Origin of the sequence: Yoonia sp. BS5-3 (genome assembly GCF_038069655.2) — a bacterium.
In the GTDB taxonomy this organism is placed as follows: Bacteria; Pseudomonadota; Alphaproteobacteria; order Rhodobacterales; family Rhodobacteraceae; genus Yoonia; species Yoonia phaeophyticola.
In genome coordinates, this window is the sequence record NZ_CP150951.2 from 640954 (window position 1) to 661587 (window position 20634).

Consider the following 20634-nt stretch of genomic DNA (forward strand, 5'->3'; position numbering starts at 1 on the left):
CAGCCGCTGGCAAGGGCGCGTGTTCGTGATGCGTGCAGCGCGCTGCGCCGTCTTTGTCATCAGTGAAACGGGGTGGGTGGGACCCCCTATTGGAAGAGTAAAATGCAAAATATCATGAAACCTATCGCCGCTGTCATTATTGCGGCCCTCCCATCAGCTACCCTGGCCGATTTTTCCGGTGCCTATGGTGGTGCAGCACTTGGGGTCGTTAGCCCCAATCTGGATTTTTCCGATCTGCTTGAAGGCCTCATCGACGAAGACATCGTCATCGGTCTTGAGGACACGACGTCGCTCTCTGCTTTCGCGGGATACCAAATCCAAAATGGTGCATTTGTCTATGGCGGTGAGGTCGCGTTTACGACCGCACCAAACATGGAGTTTGTTGGTGTCAGCATCGACAATAGCGCAACTGACATCAAAGGCCGTCTTGGCTATGCCGTTGACGATCAGCTGCTTGCGTATGGCGCGCTTGGGTATAGCCAAGTGACCATCGATATTGACGATATTGATCTGGAACTTGATGCAGATGGTCTGTTTCTGGGTGCCGGTGTCGACTATCTACTGACCGACAACATCGTTCTGGGCGCTGAAGTCAGCACCCGGAAGGTTTCCATCGATCTTGATGAGTTCGATATCGACCAGGATGTCGATCTGGACACCAACACATTTGCCCTACGTGCGTCTTACAAATTCTAAGGCTGTATGAATAAAAAACGCGTCTGGCCAAGTATGTTGGCCCGGCGCATCACCGCCTGATCAGGCTGGTACCCGTAACACGCGCGGCACTTTGAATTCCACATTCTCTTCGGCAGTCACGATTTTTTCGACCGTTACATCGAACCGGGATTTGAACGCATCGATCACCTCGTTGATTAGAACCTCTGGGGCCGAGGCCCCCGCCGTGATCCCCATCGTGCTGATCCCTTCAAGCGCCCGCCAGTCGATATCTGTCGCCCGTTGGACCAACTGCGCATAATCGCATCCCGCCCGCGCGCCAACCTCGACCAGCCGTTTCGAGTTGGACGAATTGGGCGCACCGACAACCAGCATTGCGTCGCATTTCGGCGCCATTTCTTTGACCGCCTCTTGCCTGTTGGTTGTGGCGTAGCAGATGTCTTCTTTATGCGGGCCCACGATATTGGGAAACCGCGCCTCTAAGGCGGCGACGATGTCTTTGGTGTCATCCACTGAAAGGGTCGTCTGCGTCACAAAAGCCAGCCGGTCCGCATCGCGCACCGTCACTTTTGCCACATCTTCAACCGTTTCGACAAGCAGCACCTCACCCTCTGGCAATTGGCCCATTGTCCCAACTGTTTCCGGGTGGCCTGCATGGCCGATCATGATCATTTGCAAACCGTTGTCGGCGTGGCGCTGCGCCTCGATATGGACCTTGCTGACCAGCGGGCAGGTCGCATCCACATAGATCATTTCGCGCTGTGCCGCGGCCGCAGGCACCGCCTTGGGCACCCCATGAGCCGAGAAGATCACCGGGCGGTCATCAGGGCATTCGTCTAGCTCTTCGACAAAAACGGCCCCCTGATCGCGCAGGCTATCGACAACGAATTTATTATGGACGATTTCATGGCGCACATAGACGGGCGCCCCCCATTTTTCGAGCGCCATTTCAACGATCTTGATCGCCCGGTCCACACCAGCGCAAAAGCCCCGCGGCGCGGCCAGATAAAGTGTGAGGGGTGGTTTTTGCATCGCAGCCTCCGGCGTTGCAGCAAGAGGTAAGCATTCGCGGCGCTGCCGTCCAGTATCACCTGCTGTGACAAAAAGGAGCGCGCGATGCGCGCACGCCATTCTCTGTCTGGCATGCGCGATCTTCCGTCAGGCTTTAGCCTTCTTCGGTCACTTCTTCTTGTTCATCCACGCGCGGCTCACGGGTCGGACGCCCGACCACATCGCGCAGCTCGTCAAGCTCAATGAAGTTATCCGCCTGACGGCGCAATTCATCGGCGATCATCGGCGGTTGGCTGCGGATTGTGGACACTACAGAGACACGCACGCCTTTGCGCTGCAACGCCTCAATCAATGGCCGAAAGTCCCCATCGCCGGAAAAGAGCACCACATGATCGACATGCGGCGCGAGTTCCATGGCATCGACCGCAAGTTCGATATCCATGTTCCCTTTGACCTTCCGCCGCCCCATGCTGTCGGTGTATTCCTTGGCCGGTTTTGTGACCATGGTGAAACCATTGTAGTGCAGCCAATCCACCAGCGGCCGGATCGGTGAGTATTCGTCGTTTTCGAGCAGTGCTGTGTAGTAGAATGCGCGCAACATTTTGCCGCGCCGCATGAATTCCTGCCTGAGCAGCTTGTAGTCGATGTCAAAACCAAGCGACTTTGCCGCCGCATAGAGGTTCGATCCATCAATAAAAAGCGCTAAGCGCTCGTCCCGGTAAAACATAAAATTTCCTTCCAAATGTTTGTCCCGCAATACTGAGGTCTGCTGAGTGGCTTGCATGTCGCGAGACAACCCGTAATGTACTCTTTTCACCTTATCTGGCAAGTGTTGAAAATGGACGAGATTGGCCGCTTAGCGCTTATTGCATTAGGAAGTAACGCGAATTCAAATTGGGGTAACCCTGCGGAAACTGTACAAAAGTCTATCCAGGCCCTGCAAAAATTGGCGCTTGGTCCGGTCCTGTCCAGCCCCCTGTATGGCACCCCCGCCTTTCCGCCTGGCGCCGGTCCAGACTTCGTGAATATGGCCTGCCGTTTTTTCACGAAGCTGTCTGCTGAGCCGTTATTGGGCGCTTTGCACGAAATTGAGGCGGATGCAGGCCGCATCCGCGACCAGCGCTGGCAACCCCGATGCCTAGATCTGGATTTGATTGCCCTGGGCGCAGATGTCTACCCCGATGCCATGACCCACGCCCAATGGCGCGATTTGCCGCTGAGCGCGCAGGCCAGTATCGCCCCCGATCAGCTGATCCTGCCCCATCCCCGCTTGCAAGACCGATCTTTTGTACTGGTCCCCCTGGCCGATATTGCCCCCGACTGGCATCATCCTTTACTCGATCTGACCGTGACGCAGTTGCGCGATGCCTGCCCAGAGGAAGATCGTTCAAGCGTCGTTTTGCTAACTTGATTCGCATGCTCAGGTCGCGGCGCCGGGCAAATTTCTAGAAATTTGCCCTGACATACCATGCTTTCTGGGGCCAGAACCCCTTGTCAATATCGGGCAGACGTTCTACTTAGGCCACTTCTGACCCCCATTTGCATGTTGGAGTACGTCCATGGCCCGCGTCACCGTAGAAGATTGCGTCGATAAAGTTCCTAACCGGTTTGAGCTGGTGATGCTTGCGGCCCATCGTGCGCGCGAGGTGTCGGCCGGTGCTGCCATCACGGTAAACCGCGACAATGACAAGAACCCTGTTGTTGCCCTGCGCGAGATTGCCGAAGAGACCCAACAAGCCGATGACCTGCGCGAGCGCATGATCGAAAGCAACCAGACCCAGATCGAAGTGGATGAGCCTGAAGAGGATAGCATGTCACTTTTGATGGGCGCAGAAACTGACAAACCGGTTGAAGACGATATGTCCGAAGAAAAACTGCTGCGCGCGTTGATGGATGCGCAGGGTCAACGCTAGGGCCGCGATACCGGCCTGACATGGATAGGCACGGACCAGATGACGACTGCTGATGATCTGATCGCAACGGTCCGTACCTACAACCCCTCTTCTAATCAGGCGCTTCTGGCCGATGCGTATTTCTTTGGTGCCGAAATGCACGAAGGCCAATTTCGCCATTCGGGTGAGCCTTATTTCACCCATCCTGTTGCCGTTGCGGGCATTCTGGCCGAACAGCAGATGGATGACGCCACTATCGTCACGGCCCTGCTGCACGACACGATTGAGGATACCAAGGCCTCTTTCAGCGTGGTTGAAAAACGCTTTGGCCGCGAGATCGCCGAATTGGTCGATGGCGTCACCAAGCTGACCAACCTGCAGTTAACGTCGACCCAGACCAAACAGGCCGAGAACTTCCGCAAGCTGTTCATGGCCACCAGCCGCGATTTGCGTGTGACTTTGGTCAAACTGGCCGACCGCTTGCATAACATGCGCACCATCAAATCCATGCGCCCCGAAAAGCAGGCCCAGAAGGCCCGGGAGACCATGGATATCTTTGCCCCATTGGCTGGCCGCATGGGTATGCAATGGATGCGCGAAGAGCTCGAGGATCTGTCTTTCCGCGTTCTGAACTCTGAGGGCCGCAATTCGATCATCCGCCGCTTCATCACCCTCCAGCGTGAGGCGGGAGATGTCGTCCAAAAGATCACCGCTGATATGCGCGTCGAGCTGGAAAAAGCGAGTATCGAAGCAGACGTGATCGGACGTGCCAAGAAACCCTATTCGATCTGGCGCAAGATGCAGGAAAAAGATCAGGGTTTCAGCCGTCTGTCTGACATTTACGGCTTTCGTGTCATTGTCGCGACTGAGGCCGATTGTTACCGCGTTCTGGGCGCTATTCACCAACGCTGGCGGGCGGTGCCCGGCCGTTTCAAGGACTACATCAGCCAGCCGAAATCCAATGGCTACCGGTCGATCCATACAACCGTGTCCGGCCGTGATGGCAAACGGGTTGAGGTCCAAATTCGCACTCGCGAAATGCATGAGGTGGCCGAAACCGGCGTCGCCGCCCATTGGTCTTACAAGAATGGCGAACGGGTCGAAAACCGCTTTGCGGTCGACCCCGTCCACTGGATTTCATCCCTAACGGATCGTCTGGACGAGGATCAGGACCACGAAGAATTTCTCGAGGCCGTCAAGCTAGAGATGTATCAGGATCAGGTCTTTTGCTTTACCCCCAAGGGCGATGTGATCAAGCTGCCGCGCGGGGCCACCCCGATTGATTTTGCCTACGCGATCCACACCCGCATTGGTGCGGCCTGCGTCGGTGCTAAAGTAGATGGGTTGCGGGTTCCATTGTGGACCCGGCTGAAAAACGGCCAATCCGTTGAGATCATCACCGCAGAGGGCCAGACCCCCCAAGCGACATGGATTGATATCGCGGTCACGGGCCGCGCCAAAACAGCGATCCGCCGATCACTGCGCGAGGAAGATCGCGAGCGATTTGTCAGGCTCGGTCGCGAACTGGCCCGCGTCGCGTTTGAAAATGTTGGCAAACGCAGCACAGAAAAGGCCCTGCGCACTGCCGCTAAGGCCCTGGCCATCGCCAATGTCGAGGAACTGTTGGCCCGGCTAGGCAGTGCCGAATTGACCGGGCGCGCTGTTGTCCGCGCCATTTATCCCGAACTTGAGGCAAAGCATGGCGATGAGATCGAAGCCGGGCGCGCTGTTTTGGGCCTTACCCCCGACCAGGTACAACGCCGCGGCAATTGCTGCCAGCCCGTTCCTGGTGAGCGGATCGTCGGGATCACCTATCGCGGTCAGGGCGTAATGGTGCACGCGATCGACTGCGCTGCCCTTGTGGATTTCGAAGATCAGCTTGACCGCTGGGTTGATCTACACTGGCAGGAAGGCACCCATGGCGCCGTCAACACTGTCACATTTGATGCAACGATCACCAATTCTTCGGGCGTGTTGGGCCGCATTTGTACGCTGATCGGCGAACAGGAAGCCAATATCTCTGACTTGCGCTTCATTGACCGGAAACCGGACTACTTTAGATTGTTGATTGATGTGGATTTGCGCGATGCCGAACATCTGCACCGTATCATGACGGCGCTAGAGGCTGAGAGTAACGTTTCATCCGTGCAGCGTCATCGCGATCCCGGTCTTGTTGGTGCAGAGCGCACAACTTCGGCCAGCTAAGGAAAAGGTAAAGTGGTTTTCAAGCGCAGGGATAGGCGGCCGATCTGGCGGATCGTGGTCGATTTCATCTATCCGCGCGGCGGTTGGTCCCGGGCCTTTGAATATGTCAAACACCGGCTGCGCCGCTTGCCGGATACACCTGAAAAAATCTCGCGCGGGATTGCGGCGGGCGTTTTCGTGGCGTTCACCCCATTCTACGGGCTGCATTTCATCCTGGCAGCCCTGCTGGCCCGGCTGATGCGCGGCAATATCCTGGCCGCCTTGCTGGCCACATTCTTTGGAAATCCTTTGACCTATATCCCGATTGGCGTTGCCTCGCTTGGGACGGGGTATTGGCTGCTGGGCATTCCATTCAATCCCGCCTTGCTTGGCTTCGGCCGTATCGCGCATCCCAATTACTGCACCCTTGGCTGCCGATTTGGGCACGCTTTTTCGGATATTACCCACAATATCTGGGCCATTTTCACCCCGGCAAAGGCCCATTGGCGCGGCCTTATCGATTTTTATTGGGACATTTTCTTTCCCTATATGGTGGGCGGGATTATTCCCGGGGTCATCTGCGGCGGGCTTGCCTATTACCTTTCGGTTCCGGTGATCACCGCTTATCAAAACCGGCGCCGCAAAGCCTTGCAGCAAAAGCTGGACCGACTCACAAAAAAACCACCCGCAGAGGATGACGGTCCGGCTGGAACGTCCTAGGCTGATGGGGAAAGGAACCTGCAGATGACAGCGAAGAAACTGCGCCTGGGCGTCAATATCGATCACGTAGCAACCGTGCGCAATGCACGCGGCGGTGCGGTGCCCGATCCGGTGCGTGCGGCCATCATGGCGGAAGAGGCCGGTGCCGATGGTATCACCGCCCATCTGCGCGAAGACCGCCGCCATATCACCGACGCCGATATCGATGGGTTGATGGCTGCATTGCAAGGTCCGCTGAATTTTGAAATGGCCGCGACACCCGAAATGCAGGCAATCGCCCTGCGTCACAAGCCCCATGCCGTTTGCATCGTTCCCGAAAAACGCGAAGAACGCACAACTGAGGGCGGCCTGGAAGTCGCCCGCGAAGAAAACGCGCTGGCCCATTATATTGCCCCTTTGCGTGATGCCGGTTGCCGCGTGTCGATCTTTATCGCTGCCGACCAGCGTCAGATCGAAGCCGCCCACCGGATTGGCGCCGAGGTCATCGAACTGCATACCGGCGCCTATTGCGATGCCCATGCTGAAGGCCGTTTTGACGACCGCGATGCTGAATTGGCCCGCCTCACCGATATGGCCGCCTTTGCTGATGATCTGGGCCTTGAAGTTCATGCCGGTCACGGGCTGACCTTTGATTGCGTCAGCCCCATTGCCGCCCTGCCCCAGGTGGCCGAATTGAATATCGGCCATTTCCTGATTGGCGAGGCCATCTTTCAAGGTCTGGGCCCAGCGATCCAACAGATGCGCACAATCATGGAAGCGGCCCGCGCGTGATCCGGCATGTTGTTTTGCTGGATCTCAAGGCCGGTCATGATGCACCAGAACTTGTGTCAGTTATGCAGGGTCTGGCTGAGTTGTCGCGCGATCTGGAGGGGCTGACGGGTTTTGATCACGGTCCCAACCGCGACTTTGAACAAAAGTCGGCCAATTTTGGTTATGGGTTTATCTGCACCTTCACCGATCACGCAGCATTACAACGCTACGCGGGCGATACACGTCACCAGGCACTTGGCGCGCGGCTGGTTGCATTGTGCAAGGGCGGCGCAGATGGTATCTTTGTGGCGGATATTGAAATCTGATTGATTGGACATTGCGATACGCGTCGCATTGCCCTGTGCGGGTCCGCGCCAAATGCATGGCGCCAAACAAAGTCTAAGGAAAAACGCATGGAGATGGTCCTTCTTGTTGTTGCTTGGATGGTAGGCGGCGGTAGCCCGGGGCCTGCGACATTGGCCATTGCAGGAACTGCGATGCAACGTGGGCGGCCTGCCGGACTGGCGGTCGCCGGTGGCGTTGTCACCGGGTCTGCGTTTTGGGGCATGGCCGCTGCCTTGGGCATGAGCGCGCTGATGCTGGCCCATGCATGGCTGTTTACATCCCTGCGTTATGTCGGCGCCGTTTTCCTGCTTTATCTGGCGTATAAAGCGCTGCGGGCGGCCCTTAAACCCGGCGCGACAGTCCCTGTCGCCGCTATTGGCGCCACCCGGTTGCGGCAATTATGGTTGAAAGGCACGCTGATACATTTGACCAATCCCAAGGCTATTCTGGGTTGGGGGGCCGTTTTTGCGGTCGCGGTTCCACCATCCGCACCGCCCGCCCAGATTTGGCAAACATTTAGTGTGTTGATCACTGCATCAAGCATTGTCTTTTTTGGCTATGGTTTTTTGTTTTCATCTGACCACATGATCCGCGCATATGTACGTGCCCGCAGATGGTTTGAGGCCACGTTTGGCCTGTTATTCGGCGCCGCTGGTATGGCGCTGTTATTCACAAGAGGACAGACATCTTGACCAATTCGGGGCGACGCAGCTTTGCTGTGTTATTGGCATATCTGACCGCGATGACCCCAGCCGCAGCGCAGGAAGCGATCCCCTGCGATTGGCAGGCCTCGGCCCAACACCTGGTCGAACCTTGGGAAGAAAACAGCCGCACCTTTGCCAATGGCGATGTGCGGGTCGCGGCATTGGATACAATCGAGCCCGCCGCCGGCTTTGCGTATCTGATGGTTCTCTCCCCCCGTTTGATGATCTGGGATCGCGCCAATGTGCCGTCATCGGGCATACCGGTGGGGCTGGCTTTGCAGGCATGACCTTTGCCGATTTGCAGGCTGATTATGATCCAGCACGCGGATTGATTCTGACCCTTCCTGTCAATGTCTTTGATCCCGATAACGGGCAGTTTCCACAAAGATCCCTTACGGTTGTCATCAACCAAGCCAGTGGCGAAATTCAACCCAGCCTCGGGGCGTTTCGCCCATGATCCTAGGCGTTGGCACTGATTTGGCCAATATCGAACGGATTGCAGGCACGCTGGATCGGTTTGGTGATCGGTTTCGCAACCGCGTTTTCACCGAAGTTGAACAGGCCAAGGCCAACAGACGCAAGGACGTGGCCGGAACCTATGCCAAACGCTGGGCCGCAAAAGAGGCATGTTCAAAGGCGCTTGGGACCGGTCTGGCCATGGGTATTTCCTGGAAAGACATGTCTGTGTCCAATATGTCCACTGGCCAGCCGATCATGCATGTGACCGGATGGGCCAAAGATCGTCTTGATCAGATGACCCCGCCGGGGCATGAGGCCGTTATTCACGTGACTTTGACCGATGATCACCCATGGGCACAGGCCTTTGTGGTGATCGAGGCGCGCCCCATCGCTTGACAGAACCTGCGCGCCGCCGCATGTAGCCATTCAACAAACAAAGGATCAGGCAATGGCCGAAGAAACTGAGCCCGAGAAAACAGGGATTGTTGGCGGGATTGTCGAAACCGTCAAAACGATCTTCTGGGCGTTGGTCATCGCCGGCGTGTTCCGGACGATCTTTTTTCAGCCCTTCTGGATCCCATCAGGGTCGATGAAAGACACGCTGCTGATTGGCGATTTTCTGTTCGTCAATAAAATGGCTTATGGCTATTCCTACGCATCCTGCCCCTCAATCCGTATTCCACAGATCGGTGTTGACCTGGGCGCAGATGACTTTTGCGGCTGGTTTGAAGATTATGAAGACCGGCTCTTTGGTGCGGACCCCGAGCGGGGCGATATTGTTGTATTCCGTCACCCGGTCACCGGGCAGGATTTCATCAAGCGTCTGATCGGGATCCCCGGCGACCGCATCCAGATGCAAGACGGGCTGCTTTACATCAATGATGAACCTGTTGAGGTTGCCGATGTCGAACCGTTTGTCGAAACCTTTGAACTGCAAGGGCCGCTGCGCGCCCAGCCGCAATGCAACACGACAACCGGGATCGGCGCCGATTGCGTCAAGGAACGCCAGATCGAAATATTGCCCAACGGGGTATCGCATTCGATCTTGAACATCCGCACACAGCGCACCGACAATACCGGCGTTTTCACTGTCCCCGCCGATCAATTCTTTTTCATGGGTGACAACCGCGACAATTCCAACGATAGCCGCGTCTCGCAACGCAGTGGCGGCGTTGGCTTTGTGGACCGCAAGGATCTGATTGGCCGCGCAGACCGCGTGATTTTGTCATCAGCGGGCCGTTCAATGTTCGCCTTCTGGACCTGGCGAAGTGACCGTTTTTTCAAGGCGCTCGATTGAAGCTCTCAGGCGAACTGAAAGCCTTTTCCGGGCGTTTGGGCCATACATTTCTGCAGCCCGAACTGTTGGTGCGCGCGGTGACGCATTCTTCGATGGTCAGCCCGCACCGGGACGACAATCAGCGTCTTGAGTTCTTAGGTGATCGCGTGCTCGGCCTTGTCATGGCCGAAGCGTTGCTGAAAGCCGATCCGAACGCCCCCGAAGGCCAGCTGGCCCCGCGTTACAACGCCCTTGTCCGCCGCGAGGCCTGCGCCGATGTCGCCCGCCAGATTGATCTGGGTGCCGTTCTGAAACTGGGCCGGTCTGAAATGAAATCCGGTGGCCGCCGTAAAGAGGCATTATTGGCCGATGCGATGGAGGCTGTGATCGCGGCAATCTACGAAGATGGCGGTTTTGATCCAGCCCGCCGCGCTATTTTGCGTCTTTGGGGAGACCGGATCAATAATGTGGCTGCCGATGCCCGCGATGCCAAAACATCGTTGCAGGAATGGGCCCAGGCCCGGGGCGAAGTCCCGCCGCAATACGTTGAAATCAACCGCACTGGGCCGGATCATCAACCTGTTTTCACCATCGAAGTACGCCTGGCCTCTGGCCCGTCCGAACAAGCCACTGCGGGCTCAAAGCGGCAGGCTGAACAGGCCGCCGCATCCGCATTGCTTGAGAAAGTAAACCCATGACAGATACTGCAACCAAAGCCGGCTTTGTTGCCCTGATCGGCGAGCCGAATGCAGGCAAATCGACACTGCTGAACCGTATGGTCGGCGCGAAAGTGTCCATCGTGACCCATAAGGTGCAAACCACACGCGCGCGCATTCGCGGTGTGGCGATGGATGGCAACGCCCAGCTGATTTTTGTCGACACCCCGGGCCTTTTCAAACCGCGCCGCCGGTTAGACCGGGCCATGGTGGCGGCCGCCTGGGGCGGCGCCGCCGATGCTGATGTCATTGTCCTGATGATTGAGGCCCATCGCGGCATGACAGATGGCGTCAAAGCGATCCTTGAAACATTGGATGAACGTGCAGGCAAATCGCCCGTGGCCCTGGCGATCAACAAGATCGACAAGGTCAAATCAGAGGTCCTTTTGGCCCTGACCAAGGACATGAATGATGCCTATCCCTTTGCCGAAACCTTTATGATCTCGGCCGAACGGGGTCATGGCTGCGACGCGCTGCGCAGATGGTTGACCCAACAAGTCCCTGCAGGCCCGTTTCTTTACCCCGAGGACCAGATCGCAGATCTGCCCATGCGCATGATCGCCGCTGAGATTACCCGTGAAAAGCTGACCCTCCGCCTGCATCAAGAACTGCCCTATGAGCTGACGGTTGAAACCGAAAGCTGGGAAGAACGCAAAGATGGCGCGGCCCGGATCGACCAGCTGATCTATGTGGCCCGTGACGGCCATAAGGGCATCGTGTTGGGCAAGGGTGGTGAAACCGTCAAAGCCATCAGTCAAGCGGCCCGGTTGGAACTGGAAGAATTCCTGGGCCGTCGCGTACATCTTTTTGTGAAGGTCAAAGTCCGTCCGAATTGGCTGGAAGAATCCGAGCGTTATTCGGAAATGGGGCTGGATTTCAAAGATGGTAACGCCTAGCGACATGTGCTGCGCCGTCCCGGGCTTGACCCGGGACCTCCAACACCGCCTCGGTCGAGGTCCCGGGTCAAGCCCGGGACGGCCGCACCCATGAAACTGACCGCCGACATATGGGTGTCGGCCTATCTGACTCGGCTTCGATTACAAGATATTCCCGCGTTTGTTGTGCGCCGGGGTGACGGGACGGCGGGCGCGGTGCTGGTCAAGCTCAATACCCTGGATGGCGAGGCTGTTTGTTATCAACGCAGCTTTGATTTGATGTCAGGAGAACGGGTTTGGGTCGTTTTGGCCGAAGGTGCCGAGACGGATGTGGATGCATCTATTGCCAAACAATCCGGCTTTGACCCTGACCTTTGGGTCATCGAGGTCGAGGATCGCCAGGGCCGTCATTTGTTGGATGAACCCGGACTTGAATAACTTTTATGCGCTCTGCGCGGGGGAGTCCGGTCTTCCATCCAGCATTGCCTTTCCGCCTTATTCCTGACGATACTGGCTTTATGATTGAATGGCGTGATGAAGGGGCGATCTTGGCCACCCGCCCCTTTGGGGAAAGCGCGGCGATTGTCGAGCTGTTCAGCGCGGCGCATGGTCGCCATGCTGGCGTTGTTCGCGGCGGCGCCAGCCGCAAGGCCGCCCCCAATCTACAACCTGGCACACAGGTCGCAGCCGTTTGGAAGGCACGGTTAGACGATCATCTGGGCGCGTTCACATTGGAACCCTTACGAAGCCGCGCGGCCATTGCCATGTCAGATCGGCTTGCCTTGGCCGGGTTGAATGCCGTCTGCGGCTTGTTGGCTCATGTGCTGCCAGAACGCGCGCCTTATCCAGCTTTCTACGAACGCACGATGGGTCTGTTGGATCTTTTGGGCCAATCTGAGGTCTGGCCGCTGGCCTATTTGCGTTGGGAACAGGCCCTGCTGGAAGAAATGGGATTTGGTTTGGATCTCAGCGGCTGTGCGGTGCGCGGCGTGAATGAGGATCTTGCCTATGTCTCACCCAAATCCGGACGGGCCGTCAGCCGATCAGGCGCCGGCGAATGGGCGGACCGGCTGCTTCCTTTGCCCCCGGTTCTTACCGGGATGGGTGATGCCTCAAATTCAGAGATTATTGCCGCCCTTGGCACCACGGGTTTCTTTATCGAGCATCGCTTGGTCAAGAGCCTGGGCGACCGTCCTGTGCCGCCGGCGCGGGACAGATTGCTGCATGCGATCGCACGATTATGATCGGCCGCCGCTATTGAACTATCAACCAAGGCAAAACGGGCTTAAGAAAACGCATGGCTGATAGTTTTTCCCTTTTGCCCCCTGCCCTTTTGATTTTTGCATTTTGCGTCACATTCATCGGCGGCTTTGTGAAAGGCGCTGTTGGTTTTGCGATGCCGCTGATCATGATTTCCGGTATGGGTATTTTGATTGAGCCGCAGCTGGTCGTAGCTTGCATCGTTCTGCCGATTCTTTTGGGCAACGGGCTGCAAGTTCTGCGATCGGGGCTCGCCCCCGCCAGGCAGGCCATACGCGATCATTGGCGCTATATTTCGCTGGTTTGCATCATGATTCTGATTTCGGCCCAGTTTCTGACCAGCATCCCGACAAATGGTATGTTCGTCGTCCTTGGTGTGCCTGTCGTGGGCCTTTGTGCCGTGCAGTTAGCGGGATGGCGGCCGTCCATATCCGCAAGTTGGCGCCGCCCGTTTGAATGGATGGCGGGCACGTTGTCCGGTATCTTGGGCGGGCTGGCAGGCACATGGGGACCACCAACGGTGTTATACCTGCTCGCATTGGACACGCCGCGAGATCGGCAAATGTCGATCCAAGGGGTAATCTATGGTCTGGGTTCGGTCATGTTGCTGCTGGGCCATCTAAAATCGGGCGTTCTGAATGGGCAAACCTGGCCCCTGTCGGCGGCAATGGTTGTCCCGGCGATGCTGGGGATGTGGCTTGGGTTCAAATTGGGGGACCGGTTTGATCAGGACAAGTTTCGCCGCGCCACTTTATGGGTTTTAATCATCGCCGGTCTCAATCTGATCCGGCGCGGGCTAATGGGCTGACGCGTTACGACAGCAGATCAAGATACCCGCAAAGCCCGGCGATCTCGGGCAGTGCTTCTGGCGGCAGCACCGTAAAATCGACCTTGTACAAGAGCATATCAGCATGGGTCACCATCATGCTCCACTCGCCCTCGACCAGCTCATAGCTGTGATCGAATTGAAAGAAGGTCAGCGACGGATCGTCATCATTGATCCGCGAGGTAAAGCTTTGTTCTGACACTTTCTCTGGCCCCATGGGCGGGTGGGTGATTGTCATGGTGATGCCGTTTAGCCCGCCTGGCACCCGGGTTTGCGCCTTGATCCCAAAGGCAAGCCCCAACGTCGCCGGAACTTGCCGGATATTTGCCGCAAAGGGTGGGCTTTCGGCAATCACGTGGGTCGCACCCGTAATGGTGCCCGGGGCCGGGTTTGTGCCGACCGTTTCGGGTGGGCAAAGGATCCCGGCCTCGAGGCTGATGATATCGTCGCTGACCGGCACAGTCGAAATCGACAGATCCGCCGATGCCCCATGCCCGATAAGGGAAAGCAAACAAGCGAAGAGAAGGTAAGATGGATTGAAACCCATCTTACAGGATTTACCCGATTGCAGCGGCTTTGACGTCCTCATCGATAAACGGGACGTATTTTTCAAAGTTGTCGCTAAACATGCGCACAAGTTTTGTCGCCTGAAGATCATAGGCATCCTTGTTGCACCAAGTCTCACGCGGGTCGAGCAATTTATCGTCGACACCCGCAACAGAGACTGGCACGTCAAAGCCGAAATACGGATCCTTGCGGAATGTGCTTTCGCTGAGCGTCCCATTGAGCGCTGCGGCCAACAAGGCGCGCGTGGCTTTGATCGGCATGCGTTGACCGGTCCCATAGGCTCCGCCTGTCCAACCTGTATTAACCAACCAGCAGGTTGCCCCATGGCTTGCGATTTTGGACCTTAGCAGGTTGCCGTAAACTTCTGGCCGGCGCGGCATGAAAGGCGCGCCAAAACAGGTGCTGAATGTCGGTTCGGGTTCGGTCACGCCCCGCTCTGTCCCGGCGACTTTGGATGTGAAGCCAGACAGGAAATGATACATGGCCTGCGCCGGTGTCAGCCGCGCGATCGGTGGCAACACCCCAAACGCATCACATGTCAGCATGATGATATTCTTGGGATGCCCCCCAAGCGCATTATCTGATGCGTTTGAGATATAATTCAGCGGATACGCGCAGCGCATATTGGCCGTCAGGCTGTCATCTTCGAAATCCAGCGCAAGCGTTTCCGGATCAAAGACCATATTTTCGATCACCGTATGCGGCATCGTACAGGTGGCGTAAATCTCGGGCTCGGCCTTGGGATCAAGCCCAATTGTCTTCGCATAACACCCCCCTTCAAAATTGAAGGTCCCCCGGTCCGACCAGCCATGTTCATCATCGCCGATCAGCGTCCGGCTTGGGTCAGCCGATAATGTGGTCTTCCCGGTTCCTGAAAGCCCGAAGAACACGGCAGTATCCACCGGATTGCCCGGCGCGTGATTGGCCGAGCAATGCATCGGCATGATCCCTTTTTCGGGCAGCAGGTAGTTCAGCAATGTAAAGACGGATTTCTTGTTCTCGCCCGCGTATTCGGTCCCGCCAATCAAGATAAGCTTGGCGTCGAAATTAAGGGCGATCACCGTATCCGTCCGGCAGCCATGACGTACCGGATCGGCCTTGAAGCTGGGGCAGTTGATGATCGTGAAGTCAGGTGTGAATCCCGCCAGTTCGGACGCATCAGGGCGGCGCAGCAGGTGCCGAATGAAAAGGCTGTGCCAGGTCAGTTCGGTTACCACACGCACATCGAGCCGGTGCGCCGGATCAGCCCCTGCAAAAAGGTCCTGCACGTCGTAGTTGCCGCCTTTCATGTGGGCGCGCATATCCGCGTAGAGCGCGTCGAATTTCGCGGGATCCATTGGCGGATTATTTTCCCACCAGATTGTATCCTGCACTGACGGGGTCGCGACGACAAATTTATCCTTTGGTGATCGGCCCGTATGCTTGCCGGTTGTCACCAAAAATGTCCCGCCCTGACCGGTCACGCCTTCGCCTGCCGCGACGGCAGCGGTCTGCAATTCATCTTCAGAGCGGTTATAATAGACATAACCCAGCCCTGTGATGCCTTGGTCTTCAAGCTTCATCGTGGGGTTGACCGTACCGTGGTCCATGGGTTCGCTCCTTTTTGATATGGCCGGGATGGCCTGCGATGCGTTCTCCATAACACCAATTTTTTAAGGCCGGATAGCCCACCGGACCGACGTTAGCGCAACCAATTTGATGTTAGCGCAACCAAGTTCGCCTGAGCCGGGTCCGGGTCTGCCATACCGGTCTGGGGGGCACGAAAAATCCACCAATTAAGGCAATATTGTGGCAGCCGTGGAGTTAGGGATTGATTCGTTTGGCTAAAAAGATGAAAACTGCACAACAGCAGGGCCCAAACCCGTACACCCGTGGCCGTTGAGGAAACAAAAGCATGTCTCGAATCGCGTTGGTCGATGATGACCGGAATATTCTTACCTCTGTCGCAATGACATTGGAGGCCGAAGGTTTTGAGGTCGAGACCTATAATGATGGTCAGGCCGCGCTCGACGCCTTTAATAAACGCATGCCTGACATGGCTGTTCTGGATATCAAGATGCCCCGCATGGACGGGATGGATCTGCTGCAACGGTTGCGCCAGAAAACATCGATGCCGGTAATCTTTCTGACGTCCAAGGATGACGAAATCGATGAGGTGCTTGGCCTGCGGATGGGCGCCGATGACTACGTTAAGAAGCCTTTCTCGCAACGCCTGCTCGTCGAGCGTATCCGTGCGCTATTGCGCCGCCAAGACGCCATTGCCGGCGAAGAGATCGAAGAAACCGAAGAGACCAAGGTTATGGTCCGCGGCGAGTTGGTCATGGATCCCCTGCGCCATGCGGTGAAATGGAAGGGTCAGGATGTTTCGCTGACCGTGACGGAATTTTTGTTGTTGCAGGCGCTTGCCCAACGGCCCGGTTTTGTAAAAAGCCGTGATCAGCTGATGGATGTCGCCTATGATGACCAAGTTTATGTGGATGACCGGACGATCGACAGCCACATTAAGCGTTTGCGCAAGAAAATGCGTAATACCGATAACGAGTTTTCCGCGATCGAGACACTTTATGGAATCGGATACCGATACAACGAAGAGTAAGGCATGACCGCCGCGCCAAAAATTGACGTACGTGATCTGCGGTCCGTACGCGAAGCAGCGCGTTCGCCTGATCTGGTCATCGGCGATGATTGGGTTGATCCTGAGGTTGTTGATCGACGCTCTAGCCGGACCGACACCAGGCGGCGCGGTCTTTTTGCGCTGCGCAGCTCGCCGATTGCCCGTAAGATCGTTACCTTCAACTTGATCGCCCTGATCCTGCTGATTGCTGGTGTGCTGTATCTCAATCCATCCCGGGATAGTTTGGCCTATCAACGTGCTGCAGGCCTGATGAACGAAGCCCAGCTGATTGCGGACGTTTTTGAGGCGCAACTTCCATCGGTTGCCCCCGTTAATCTTGTTACTGCCGACGGCATAAATCCAACGGCAACACTGACAGGTCTGAACCTGCGTGGCGGTGTTGAAGTATCCGTTTTTGCCCCAGACGCCACCGTGGTTGCCCAAGCAACCGGTACGTTGAACGCCGAACAGCAAGCGCAGCTTGAGTTGCAAACTGGCGATACGATTATTACCGACTTTTTAGCCGATACCTGGGATGGCTTCATCGGCCTTGTATCATTCGGCGGTGATGATACGTCGGCTGAAGAGCAGCTTATTGCCCTGTCGCAAGAAAGCGTGCGCAAGGCCATTGCCGCTGGCACGCAGCTTGAAGCGTCGGATATCGGCGGGACAACCAGCTTTATCGTCACGACACCTATTATGCGTGGCGATACAGCGCTTGGGGTCATCGCGGCCCGTACCGCGGCCGGTGAGGTGGACAGCCTGGTCAGGCGAGAGCGCGAACAAGTCTTGCGCCTGTTTTTGGTCGGCATGGCGATTAGTATCGGCCTCAGCCTTGTTCTGGCCTCGACGATCGCAAACCCACTGGCAGATCTGGCCACCGCGGCTGAGATTAGTCAGGATAAAAACGCACGCAAAATGTCACCCGTCCGCGTGCATATCCCCGATCTGACCGCCCGACCTGACGAAATCGGGCGTCTGTCTGGTGCGCTGCGCGCGATGGTTGCCGCGCTTTATGAGCGGATTGAGGGTAATGAGCAATTCGCAGCAGACGTGTCCCATGAGATCAAGAACCCGTTGGCGTCGCTCAGGTCAGCCGTTGGCACAATGCGGGTCGCCAAACGGGATGATCAGCGCGAACAGCTGCTGCAGGTCATCGAACATGACGTCAAACGTCTGGACCGGCTGGTCAGCGATATCTCAAACGCGTCCCGCCTCGATAGCGAGCTGGTCAAAGAGGAAGAAGAGCCTTTCAATCTGGGCACGATGCTTGGAAATATTATCGAGTTTCTGGGCAAAGACGCCAAAAGCAAAGGGATCGACTTTGTCGCGGATATCCCCGAAGAGCCTATCGAAGTCCAAGGGTTGGAAGGGCGACTTGCCCAGGTTTTTGTCAATCTGATCACCAATGCGATTTCCTTTTGTGAACAAGGCGACGCGATCCGGGTTTGGACTCGGACCCGCGAAAACCGTGTGTTGATCGTCGTCGAAGACACCGGCCCCGGCATCCCAGATGATGCCCTTACCAAAGTCTTCCAGCGTTTCTACTCTGAGCGTCCTGAACAGCAATTTGGTAATAATTCCGGCTTGGGTCTGGCGATTTCAAAACAGATTGTTGAGGCACATGGCGGTGTAATTTGGGCCGAGAACATCCGGCCCACTGATGCCGACCCAACATCTGAACCGCTTGGCGCGCGCTTTGTTGTGGGGCTGCCGCTTTAGATGACGGATAACGCTGCGGGCATGACAATGCATGCAAGCTGCGTTGCCTGGGGCGAAGCGGGCGTGCTGATCAAGGGGGCTTCGGGCTGCGGGAAATCTGCGCTCGCCCTGACGTTGATGGCCTATGGCTGCCAACTGGTTGCCGATGATCAGGTCAGGCTGGAACGGCGCGGGGACGGTATCATCGCCAGCTGCCCACCAACGATCACAGGCTTGATCGAGGCGCGCGGTGTCGGACTGCTTCATGCAGATATGGCCCCCCCGACCCTCATCGTTCTGGTGGTCGATCTTGAAACTGACGAAACGTCACGGTTGCCAGAGCGCCACAGTTACAGCTGCCTTGGATGCGCATTGCCCTTGATAAACCGTATTTCAGGTGCACATTTCGCCCCAGCGATCCTGCAATATCTCAAAGCAGGCCGGAGCCACGACAGATGACCGATAGCACCTCTGACAACGCCCCCAGCATCGTGCTGGTGACCGGCCCATCGGGCGCCGGACGGTCGACCGCGATCAACGTTCTTGAGGATCTGGGATATGAGGTGATAGACAATTTGCCCCTGTCCCTGCTGCCCCGCCTATTGGACGGACCGCCCCCCAGCCGGCCGCTGGCGCTGGGGCTGGACGTGCGCAATCGGGATTTCGGTGTCGACGCACTGATCGAAATCATCGACCAGCTTGCCGCGGACCCCGATCATGATCCGCAGGTGCTATATGTTGATGCGGATGAGGAAGAACTGGTCCGCCGCTATTCTGAAACACGCCGCCGCCATCCGCTGGCCCCGGCAGGACCACCGCTGAGCGGGATCGCAAAGGAACGCGATTTGCTGATGCCGGTACGCACCCGGGCGGATGTTTTGATCAACACAACCGGGCTGACACCGCATGATTTACGTGCCGAAATAGATCATTGGTTCGCCACCGGCGATGGCAGGCAGCTTGGCGTCACTTTGCAATCGTTTTCCTACAAGCGCGGGCTGCCACGCGGCATGGATATTGTCATGGATTGCCGTTTCCTGCGGAACCCCCATTGGGAAGCCGATTTGCGCAGCGCCGATGGGCGCGATCAAGCCGTGGCGGACTATGTCGCCGCCGATCCGCGCTTTGCCCCTTTCACCGAACGGGTGAAAGCATTGATCGATCTGCTTCTGCCAGCCCATCAGGAAGAGGGTAAATCCTACCTGTCCATTGGCTTTGGATGTACCGGAGGGCAACACCGTTCGGTCGCAATGGTCGAACATATGGCATCAGCCCTTGCACAGGACGGATGGCAAGTGTCTAAACGCCACCGAGAAATGGAACGCCGCGATGGGCAAGCGAGCAAGGGGCATCCGGTTTGATTGGTATCGTCATTGTGGCGCATGGTGGTTTGGCTAGCGAATATTTAGCGGCCGTTGAACATGTTGTGGGCAAACAGCCCGGCATGATCAGTATCGCCATCGGTCCTGAAGATGACCGGGCCGAAAAACAAGATGAAATTTGTAACGCGGCTGATACCGTCGATACGGGCGCGGGCGTGGTCATTGTGACGGATATGTTTGGTGGCTCGCCTTCGAACCTGTCGCTGCGGGCCTGCAGCCCCGAAAACCGGCGCATTCTTTACGGTGCTAATTTGCCCATGCTGATCAAACTGGCCAAATCGCGCAAACGCAGCGTGCCGGATGCTGTCGAAGCCGCCATTGTGGCAGCCCATAAATATATCAATAGCCATAACGGCGTGCAGGACGGCGGGAGCCCAACATGACAACATCCCGGCTTAAGATTGAGAATATCAAGGGTTTGCATGCCCGCGCCTCTGCCCGTCTGGTCGAAGTCGTTGAAGGCTTTGATGCCGACGCGACGATCAGCAAAGATGGTGAAAGCGCGAGCGGCGATAGTATCATGGGGCTTTTGATGTTGGCAGCTTCTATCGGAACCTTTATTGACGTGGAAACACGTGGTCCTGAGGCCGAAGCACTATCTGAGGCGATCGCGGCCCTCGTGGCCGATAAGTTCGGCGAAGATGACTGATCTGTGATGCGGTAGGGGGGATCAGCCA

27 protein-coding genes are annotated in these 20634 nt (G+C 56.8%); 23 read left to right on the forward strand and 4 right to left on the reverse strand.

Going from position 1 to position 20634, the window contains the following annotated elements:
- The first annotated feature begins 114 nt into the window (after nucleotides 1-114).
- Nucleotides 115-696, forward strand: a complete 582-nt coding sequence (locus AABB29_RS03345) for an outer membrane beta-barrel protein (RefSeq protein WP_341368294.1) — start codon at nucleotides 115-117, stop codon at nucleotides 694-696.
- Between the two features lie 60 nt (nucleotides 697-756).
- Here AABB29_RS03345 and ispH read toward each other — a convergent pair whose 3' ends face one another.
- Both ispH and AABB29_RS03355 read right to left on the reverse strand, forming a co-directional pair.
- A complete protein-coding gene (gene ispH, locus AABB29_RS03350; protein WP_341368293.1) occupies nucleotides 757-1707 on the reverse strand; it encodes a 4-hydroxy-3-methylbut-2-enyl diphosphate reductase in 951 nt (316 codons plus the stop codon).
- A 133-nt stretch (nucleotides 1708-1840) separates the two neighbouring features.
- On the reverse strand, nucleotides 1841-2413 hold the full coding sequence (locus AABB29_RS03355) for an NYN domain-containing protein (RefSeq protein ID WP_341368292.1): 573 nt from the start codon (nucleotides 2411-2413) through the stop codon (nucleotides 1841-1843).
- 111 nt (nucleotides 2414-2524) lie between these two features.
- On the opposite strand from AABB29_RS03355, the gene folK reads away from it, so the two are divergent.
- The 16 genes from folK (at nucleotide 2525) to AABB29_RS03435 (ending at nucleotide 13675) form a co-directional block, all read left to right on the forward strand.
- Nucleotides 2525-3097 carry a 2-amino-4-hydroxy-6-hydroxymethyldihydropteridine diphosphokinase gene (folK, locus tag AABB29_RS03360; RefSeq protein WP_341368291.1) on the forward strand — a complete coding sequence of 191 codons (573 nt, stop codon included), beginning with the start codon at nucleotides 2525-2527 and terminating at the stop codon, nucleotides 3095-3097.
- Nucleotides 3098-3245: 148 nt separating this feature from the next.
- On the forward strand, nucleotides 3246-3599 hold the full coding sequence (gene rpoZ, locus AABB29_RS03365; protein ID WP_341368290.1) for a DNA-directed RNA polymerase subunit omega: 354 nt from the start codon (nucleotides 3246-3248) through the stop codon (nucleotides 3597-3599).
- A gap of 39 nt (nucleotides 3600-3638) precedes the next feature.
- Entirely contained in the window at nucleotides 3639-5783 is a 2145-nt protein-coding gene (locus AABB29_RS03370) for a bifunctional (p)ppGpp synthetase/guanosine-3',5'-bis(diphosphate) 3'-pyrophosphohydrolase (RefSeq protein WP_373636772.1), read from the forward strand.
- Between the two features lie 12 nt (nucleotides 5784-5795).
- Entirely contained in the window at nucleotides 5796-6482 is a 687-nt protein-coding gene (locus AABB29_RS03375; protein WP_341368289.1) for a DUF2062 domain-containing protein, read from the forward strand.
- 24 nt (nucleotides 6483-6506) lie between these two features.
- On the forward strand, nucleotides 6507-7253 hold the full coding sequence (locus AABB29_RS03380) for a pyridoxine 5'-phosphate synthase (protein ID WP_341368288.1): 747 nt from the start codon (nucleotides 6507-6509) through the stop codon (nucleotides 7251-7253).
- On the forward strand, nucleotides 7250-7558 hold the full coding sequence (locus AABB29_RS03385) for a Dabb family protein (RefSeq protein ID WP_341368287.1): 309 nt from the start codon (nucleotides 7250-7252) through the stop codon (nucleotides 7556-7558). Before AABB29_RS03380 ends, AABB29_RS03385 begins: the two co-directional genes overlap by 4 nt.
- A gap of 87 nt (nucleotides 7559-7645) precedes the next feature.
- Entirely contained in the window at nucleotides 7646-8269 is a 624-nt protein-coding gene (locus AABB29_RS03390) for a LysE family translocator (protein ID WP_373636773.1), read from the forward strand.
- The gene (locus tag AABB29_RS03395; RefSeq protein ID WP_341368285.1) at nucleotides 8266-8568 is read left to right on the forward strand and encodes a hypothetical protein; all 303 of its coding nucleotides are present in this window, start codon (nucleotides 8266-8268) and stop codon (nucleotides 8566-8568) included. The genes AABB29_RS03390 and AABB29_RS03395 overlap by 4 nt, the downstream gene beginning before the upstream one ends.
- Entirely contained in the window at nucleotides 8565-8738 is a 174-nt protein-coding gene (locus AABB29_RS03400) for a hypothetical protein (RefSeq protein ID WP_341368284.1), read from the forward strand. Before AABB29_RS03395 ends, AABB29_RS03400 begins: the two co-directional genes overlap by 4 nt.
- A complete protein-coding gene (acpS, locus tag AABB29_RS03405) occupies nucleotides 8735-9136 on the forward strand; it encodes a holo-ACP synthase (protein WP_341368283.1) in 402 nt (133 codons plus the stop codon). The genes AABB29_RS03400 and acpS overlap by 4 nt, the downstream gene beginning before the upstream one ends.
- Nucleotides 9137-9188: 52 nt before the next feature.
- On the forward strand, nucleotides 9189-10037 hold the full coding sequence (gene lepB / locus AABB29_RS03410; RefSeq protein WP_341368282.1) for a signal peptidase I: 849 nt from the start codon (nucleotides 9189-9191) through the stop codon (nucleotides 10035-10037).
- A complete protein-coding gene (rnc, locus tag AABB29_RS03415) occupies nucleotides 10034-10714 on the forward strand; it encodes a ribonuclease III (RefSeq protein ID WP_341368281.1) in 681 nt (226 codons plus the stop codon). Before lepB ends, rnc begins: the two co-directional genes overlap by 4 nt.
- Entirely contained in the window at nucleotides 10711-11628 is a 918-nt protein-coding gene (era, locus tag AABB29_RS03420; RefSeq protein WP_341368280.1) for a GTPase Era, read from the forward strand. Before rnc ends, era begins: the two co-directional genes overlap by 4 nt.
- Nucleotides 11629-11718: 90 nt before the next feature.
- Nucleotides 11719-12045 carry a DUF1491 family protein gene (locus AABB29_RS03425; RefSeq protein ID WP_341368279.1) on the forward strand — a complete coding sequence of 109 codons (327 nt, stop codon included), beginning with the start codon at nucleotides 11719-11721 and terminating at the stop codon, nucleotides 12043-12045.
- Between the two features lie 80 nt (nucleotides 12046-12125).
- Entirely contained in the window at nucleotides 12126-12851 is a 726-nt protein-coding gene (recO, locus tag AABB29_RS03430) for a DNA repair protein RecO (protein WP_341368278.1), read from the forward strand.
- A gap of 53 nt (nucleotides 12852-12904) precedes the next feature.
- Nucleotides 12905-13675 (forward strand): sulfite exporter TauE/SafE family protein, encoded by a 771-nt coding sequence (locus tag AABB29_RS03435; protein WP_341368277.1) that lies wholly within the window; start codon nucleotides 12905-12907, stop codon nucleotides 13673-13675.
- 4 nt (nucleotides 13676-13679) lie between these two features.
- Here AABB29_RS03435 and AABB29_RS03440 read toward each other — a convergent pair whose 3' ends face one another.
- Nucleotides 13680-14240, reverse strand: a complete 561-nt coding sequence (locus AABB29_RS03440; protein ID WP_341368276.1) for a DUF3859 domain-containing protein — start codon at nucleotides 14238-14240, stop codon at nucleotides 13680-13682.
- A 10-nt stretch (nucleotides 14241-14250) separates the two neighbouring features.
- The gene (locus tag AABB29_RS03445) at nucleotides 14251-15849 is read right to left on the reverse strand and encodes a phosphoenolpyruvate carboxykinase (RefSeq protein WP_373636774.1); all 1599 of its coding nucleotides are present in this window, start codon (nucleotides 15847-15849) and stop codon (nucleotides 14251-14253) included.
- Nucleotides 15850-16154: 305 nt separating this feature from the next.
- Between AABB29_RS03445 and AABB29_RS03450 the strand changes: the two genes are divergently transcribed.
- From AABB29_RS03450 to AABB29_RS03475, 6 genes are read left to right on the forward strand one after another with little or no spacing between them, the layout of a single operon-like run.
- Nucleotides 16155-16856 (forward strand): response regulator transcription factor, encoded by a 702-nt coding sequence (locus AABB29_RS03450; RefSeq protein ID WP_341368275.1) that lies wholly within the window; start codon nucleotides 16155-16157, stop codon nucleotides 16854-16856.
- A gap of 3 nt (nucleotides 16857-16859) precedes the next feature.
- On the forward strand, nucleotides 16860-18596 hold the full coding sequence (locus tag AABB29_RS03455) for a sensor histidine kinase (protein ID WP_341368274.1): 1737 nt from the start codon (nucleotides 16860-16862) through the stop codon (nucleotides 18594-18596).
- Entirely contained in the window at nucleotides 18597-19034 is a 438-nt protein-coding gene (locus AABB29_RS03460; RefSeq protein ID WP_373636775.1) for an HPr kinase/phosphorylase, read from the forward strand.
- Nucleotides 19031-19936 carry an RNase adapter RapZ gene (rapZ, locus tag AABB29_RS03465; RefSeq protein ID WP_341368272.1) on the forward strand — a complete coding sequence of 302 codons (906 nt, stop codon included), beginning with the start codon at nucleotides 19031-19033 and terminating at the stop codon, nucleotides 19934-19936. The genes AABB29_RS03460 and rapZ overlap by 4 nt, the downstream gene beginning before the upstream one ends.
- Nucleotides 19933-20340 carry a PTS fructose transporter subunit IIA gene (locus AABB29_RS03470; RefSeq protein WP_341368271.1) on the forward strand — a complete coding sequence of 136 codons (408 nt, stop codon included), beginning with the start codon at nucleotides 19933-19935 and terminating at the stop codon, nucleotides 20338-20340. Before rapZ ends, AABB29_RS03470 begins: the two co-directional genes overlap by 4 nt.
- Complete coding sequence (locus AABB29_RS03475; RefSeq protein ID WP_341368270.1) at nucleotides 20337-20606, forward strand: HPr family phosphocarrier protein; 270 nt, start codon at nucleotides 20337-20339, stop codon at nucleotides 20604-20606. The genes AABB29_RS03470 and AABB29_RS03475 overlap by 4 nt, the downstream gene beginning before the upstream one ends.
- Nucleotides 20607-20634 lie beyond the last annotated feature (28 nt).

Coding starts and splice junctions, on each gene's coding strand:
- AABB29_RS03440 (WP_341368276.1), bottom strand. CDS start 14,240: ATGGGTTTCAATCCATCTTACCTTCTCTTCGCTTGTTTGCTTTCCCTT.
- AABB29_RS03355 (WP_341368292.1), bottom strand. CDS start 2,413: ATGTTTTACCGGGACGAGCGCTTAGCGCTTTTTATTGATGGATCGAAC.
- AABB29_RS03345 (WP_341368294.1), top strand. CDS start 115: ATGAAACCTATCGCCGCTGTCATTATTGCGGCCCTCCCATCAGCTACC.
- rapZ (WP_341368272.1), top strand. CDS start 19,031: ATGACCGATAGCACCTCTGACAACGCCCCCAGCATCGTGCTGGTGACC.
- recO (WP_341368278.1), top strand. CDS start 12,126: ATGATTGAATGGCGTGATGAAGGGGCGATCTTGGCCACCCGCCCCTTT.
- AABB29_RS03445 (WP_373636774.1), bottom strand. CDS start 15,849: ATGGACCACGGTACGGTCAACCCCACGATGAAGCTTGAAGACCAAGGC.
- lepB (WP_341368282.1), top strand. CDS start 9,189: ATGGCCGAAGAAACTGAGCCCGAGAAAACAGGGATTGTTGGCGGGATT.
- AABB29_RS03390 (WP_373636773.1), top strand. CDS start 7,646: ATGGAGATGGTCCTTCTTGTTGTTGCTTGGATGGTAGGCGGCGGTAGC.
- folK (WP_341368291.1), top strand. CDS start 2,525: ATGGACGAGATTGGCCGCTTAGCGCTTATTGCATTAGGAAGTAACGCG.
- AABB29_RS03450 (WP_341368275.1), top strand. CDS start 16,155: ATGTCTCGAATCGCGTTGGTCGATGATGACCGGAATATTCTTACCTCT.
- acpS (WP_341368283.1), top strand. CDS start 8,735: ATGATCCTAGGCGTTGGCACTGATTTGGCCAATATCGAACGGATTGCA.
- ispH (WP_341368293.1), bottom strand. CDS start 1,707: ATGCAAAAACCACCCCTCACACTTTATCTGGCCGCGCCGCGGGGCTTT.
- AABB29_RS03435 (WP_341368277.1), top strand. CDS start 12,905: ATGGCTGATAGTTTTTCCCTTTTGCCCCCTGCCCTTTTGATTTTTGCA.
- rpoZ (WP_341368290.1), top strand. CDS start 3,246: ATGGCCCGCGTCACCGTAGAAGATTGCGTCGATAAAGTTCCTAACCGG.
- AABB29_RS03425 (WP_341368279.1), top strand. CDS start 11,719: ATGAAACTGACCGCCGACATATGGGTGTCGGCCTATCTGACTCGGCTT.
- AABB29_RS03460 (WP_373636775.1), top strand. CDS start 18,597: ATGACGGATAACGCTGCGGGCATGACAATGCATGCAAGCTGCGTTGCC.
- AABB29_RS03455 (WP_341368274.1), top strand. CDS start 16,860: ATGACCGCCGCGCCAAAAATTGACGTACGTGATCTGCGGTCCGTACGC.
- era (WP_341368280.1), top strand. CDS start 10,711: ATGACAGATACTGCAACCAAAGCCGGCTTTGTTGCCCTGATCGGCGAG.
- AABB29_RS03380 (WP_341368288.1), top strand. CDS start 6,507: ATGACAGCGAAGAAACTGCGCCTGGGCGTCAATATCGATCACGTAGCA.
- AABB29_RS03400 (WP_341368284.1), top strand. CDS start 8,565: ATGACCTTTGCCGATTTGCAGGCTGATTATGATCCAGCACGCGGATTG.
- AABB29_RS03370 (WP_373636772.1), top strand. CDS start 3,639: ATGACGACTGCTGATGATCTGATCGCAACGGTCCGTACCTACAACCCC.
- AABB29_RS03475 (WP_341368270.1), top strand. CDS start 20,337: ATGACAACATCCCGGCTTAAGATTGAGAATATCAAGGGTTTGCATGCC.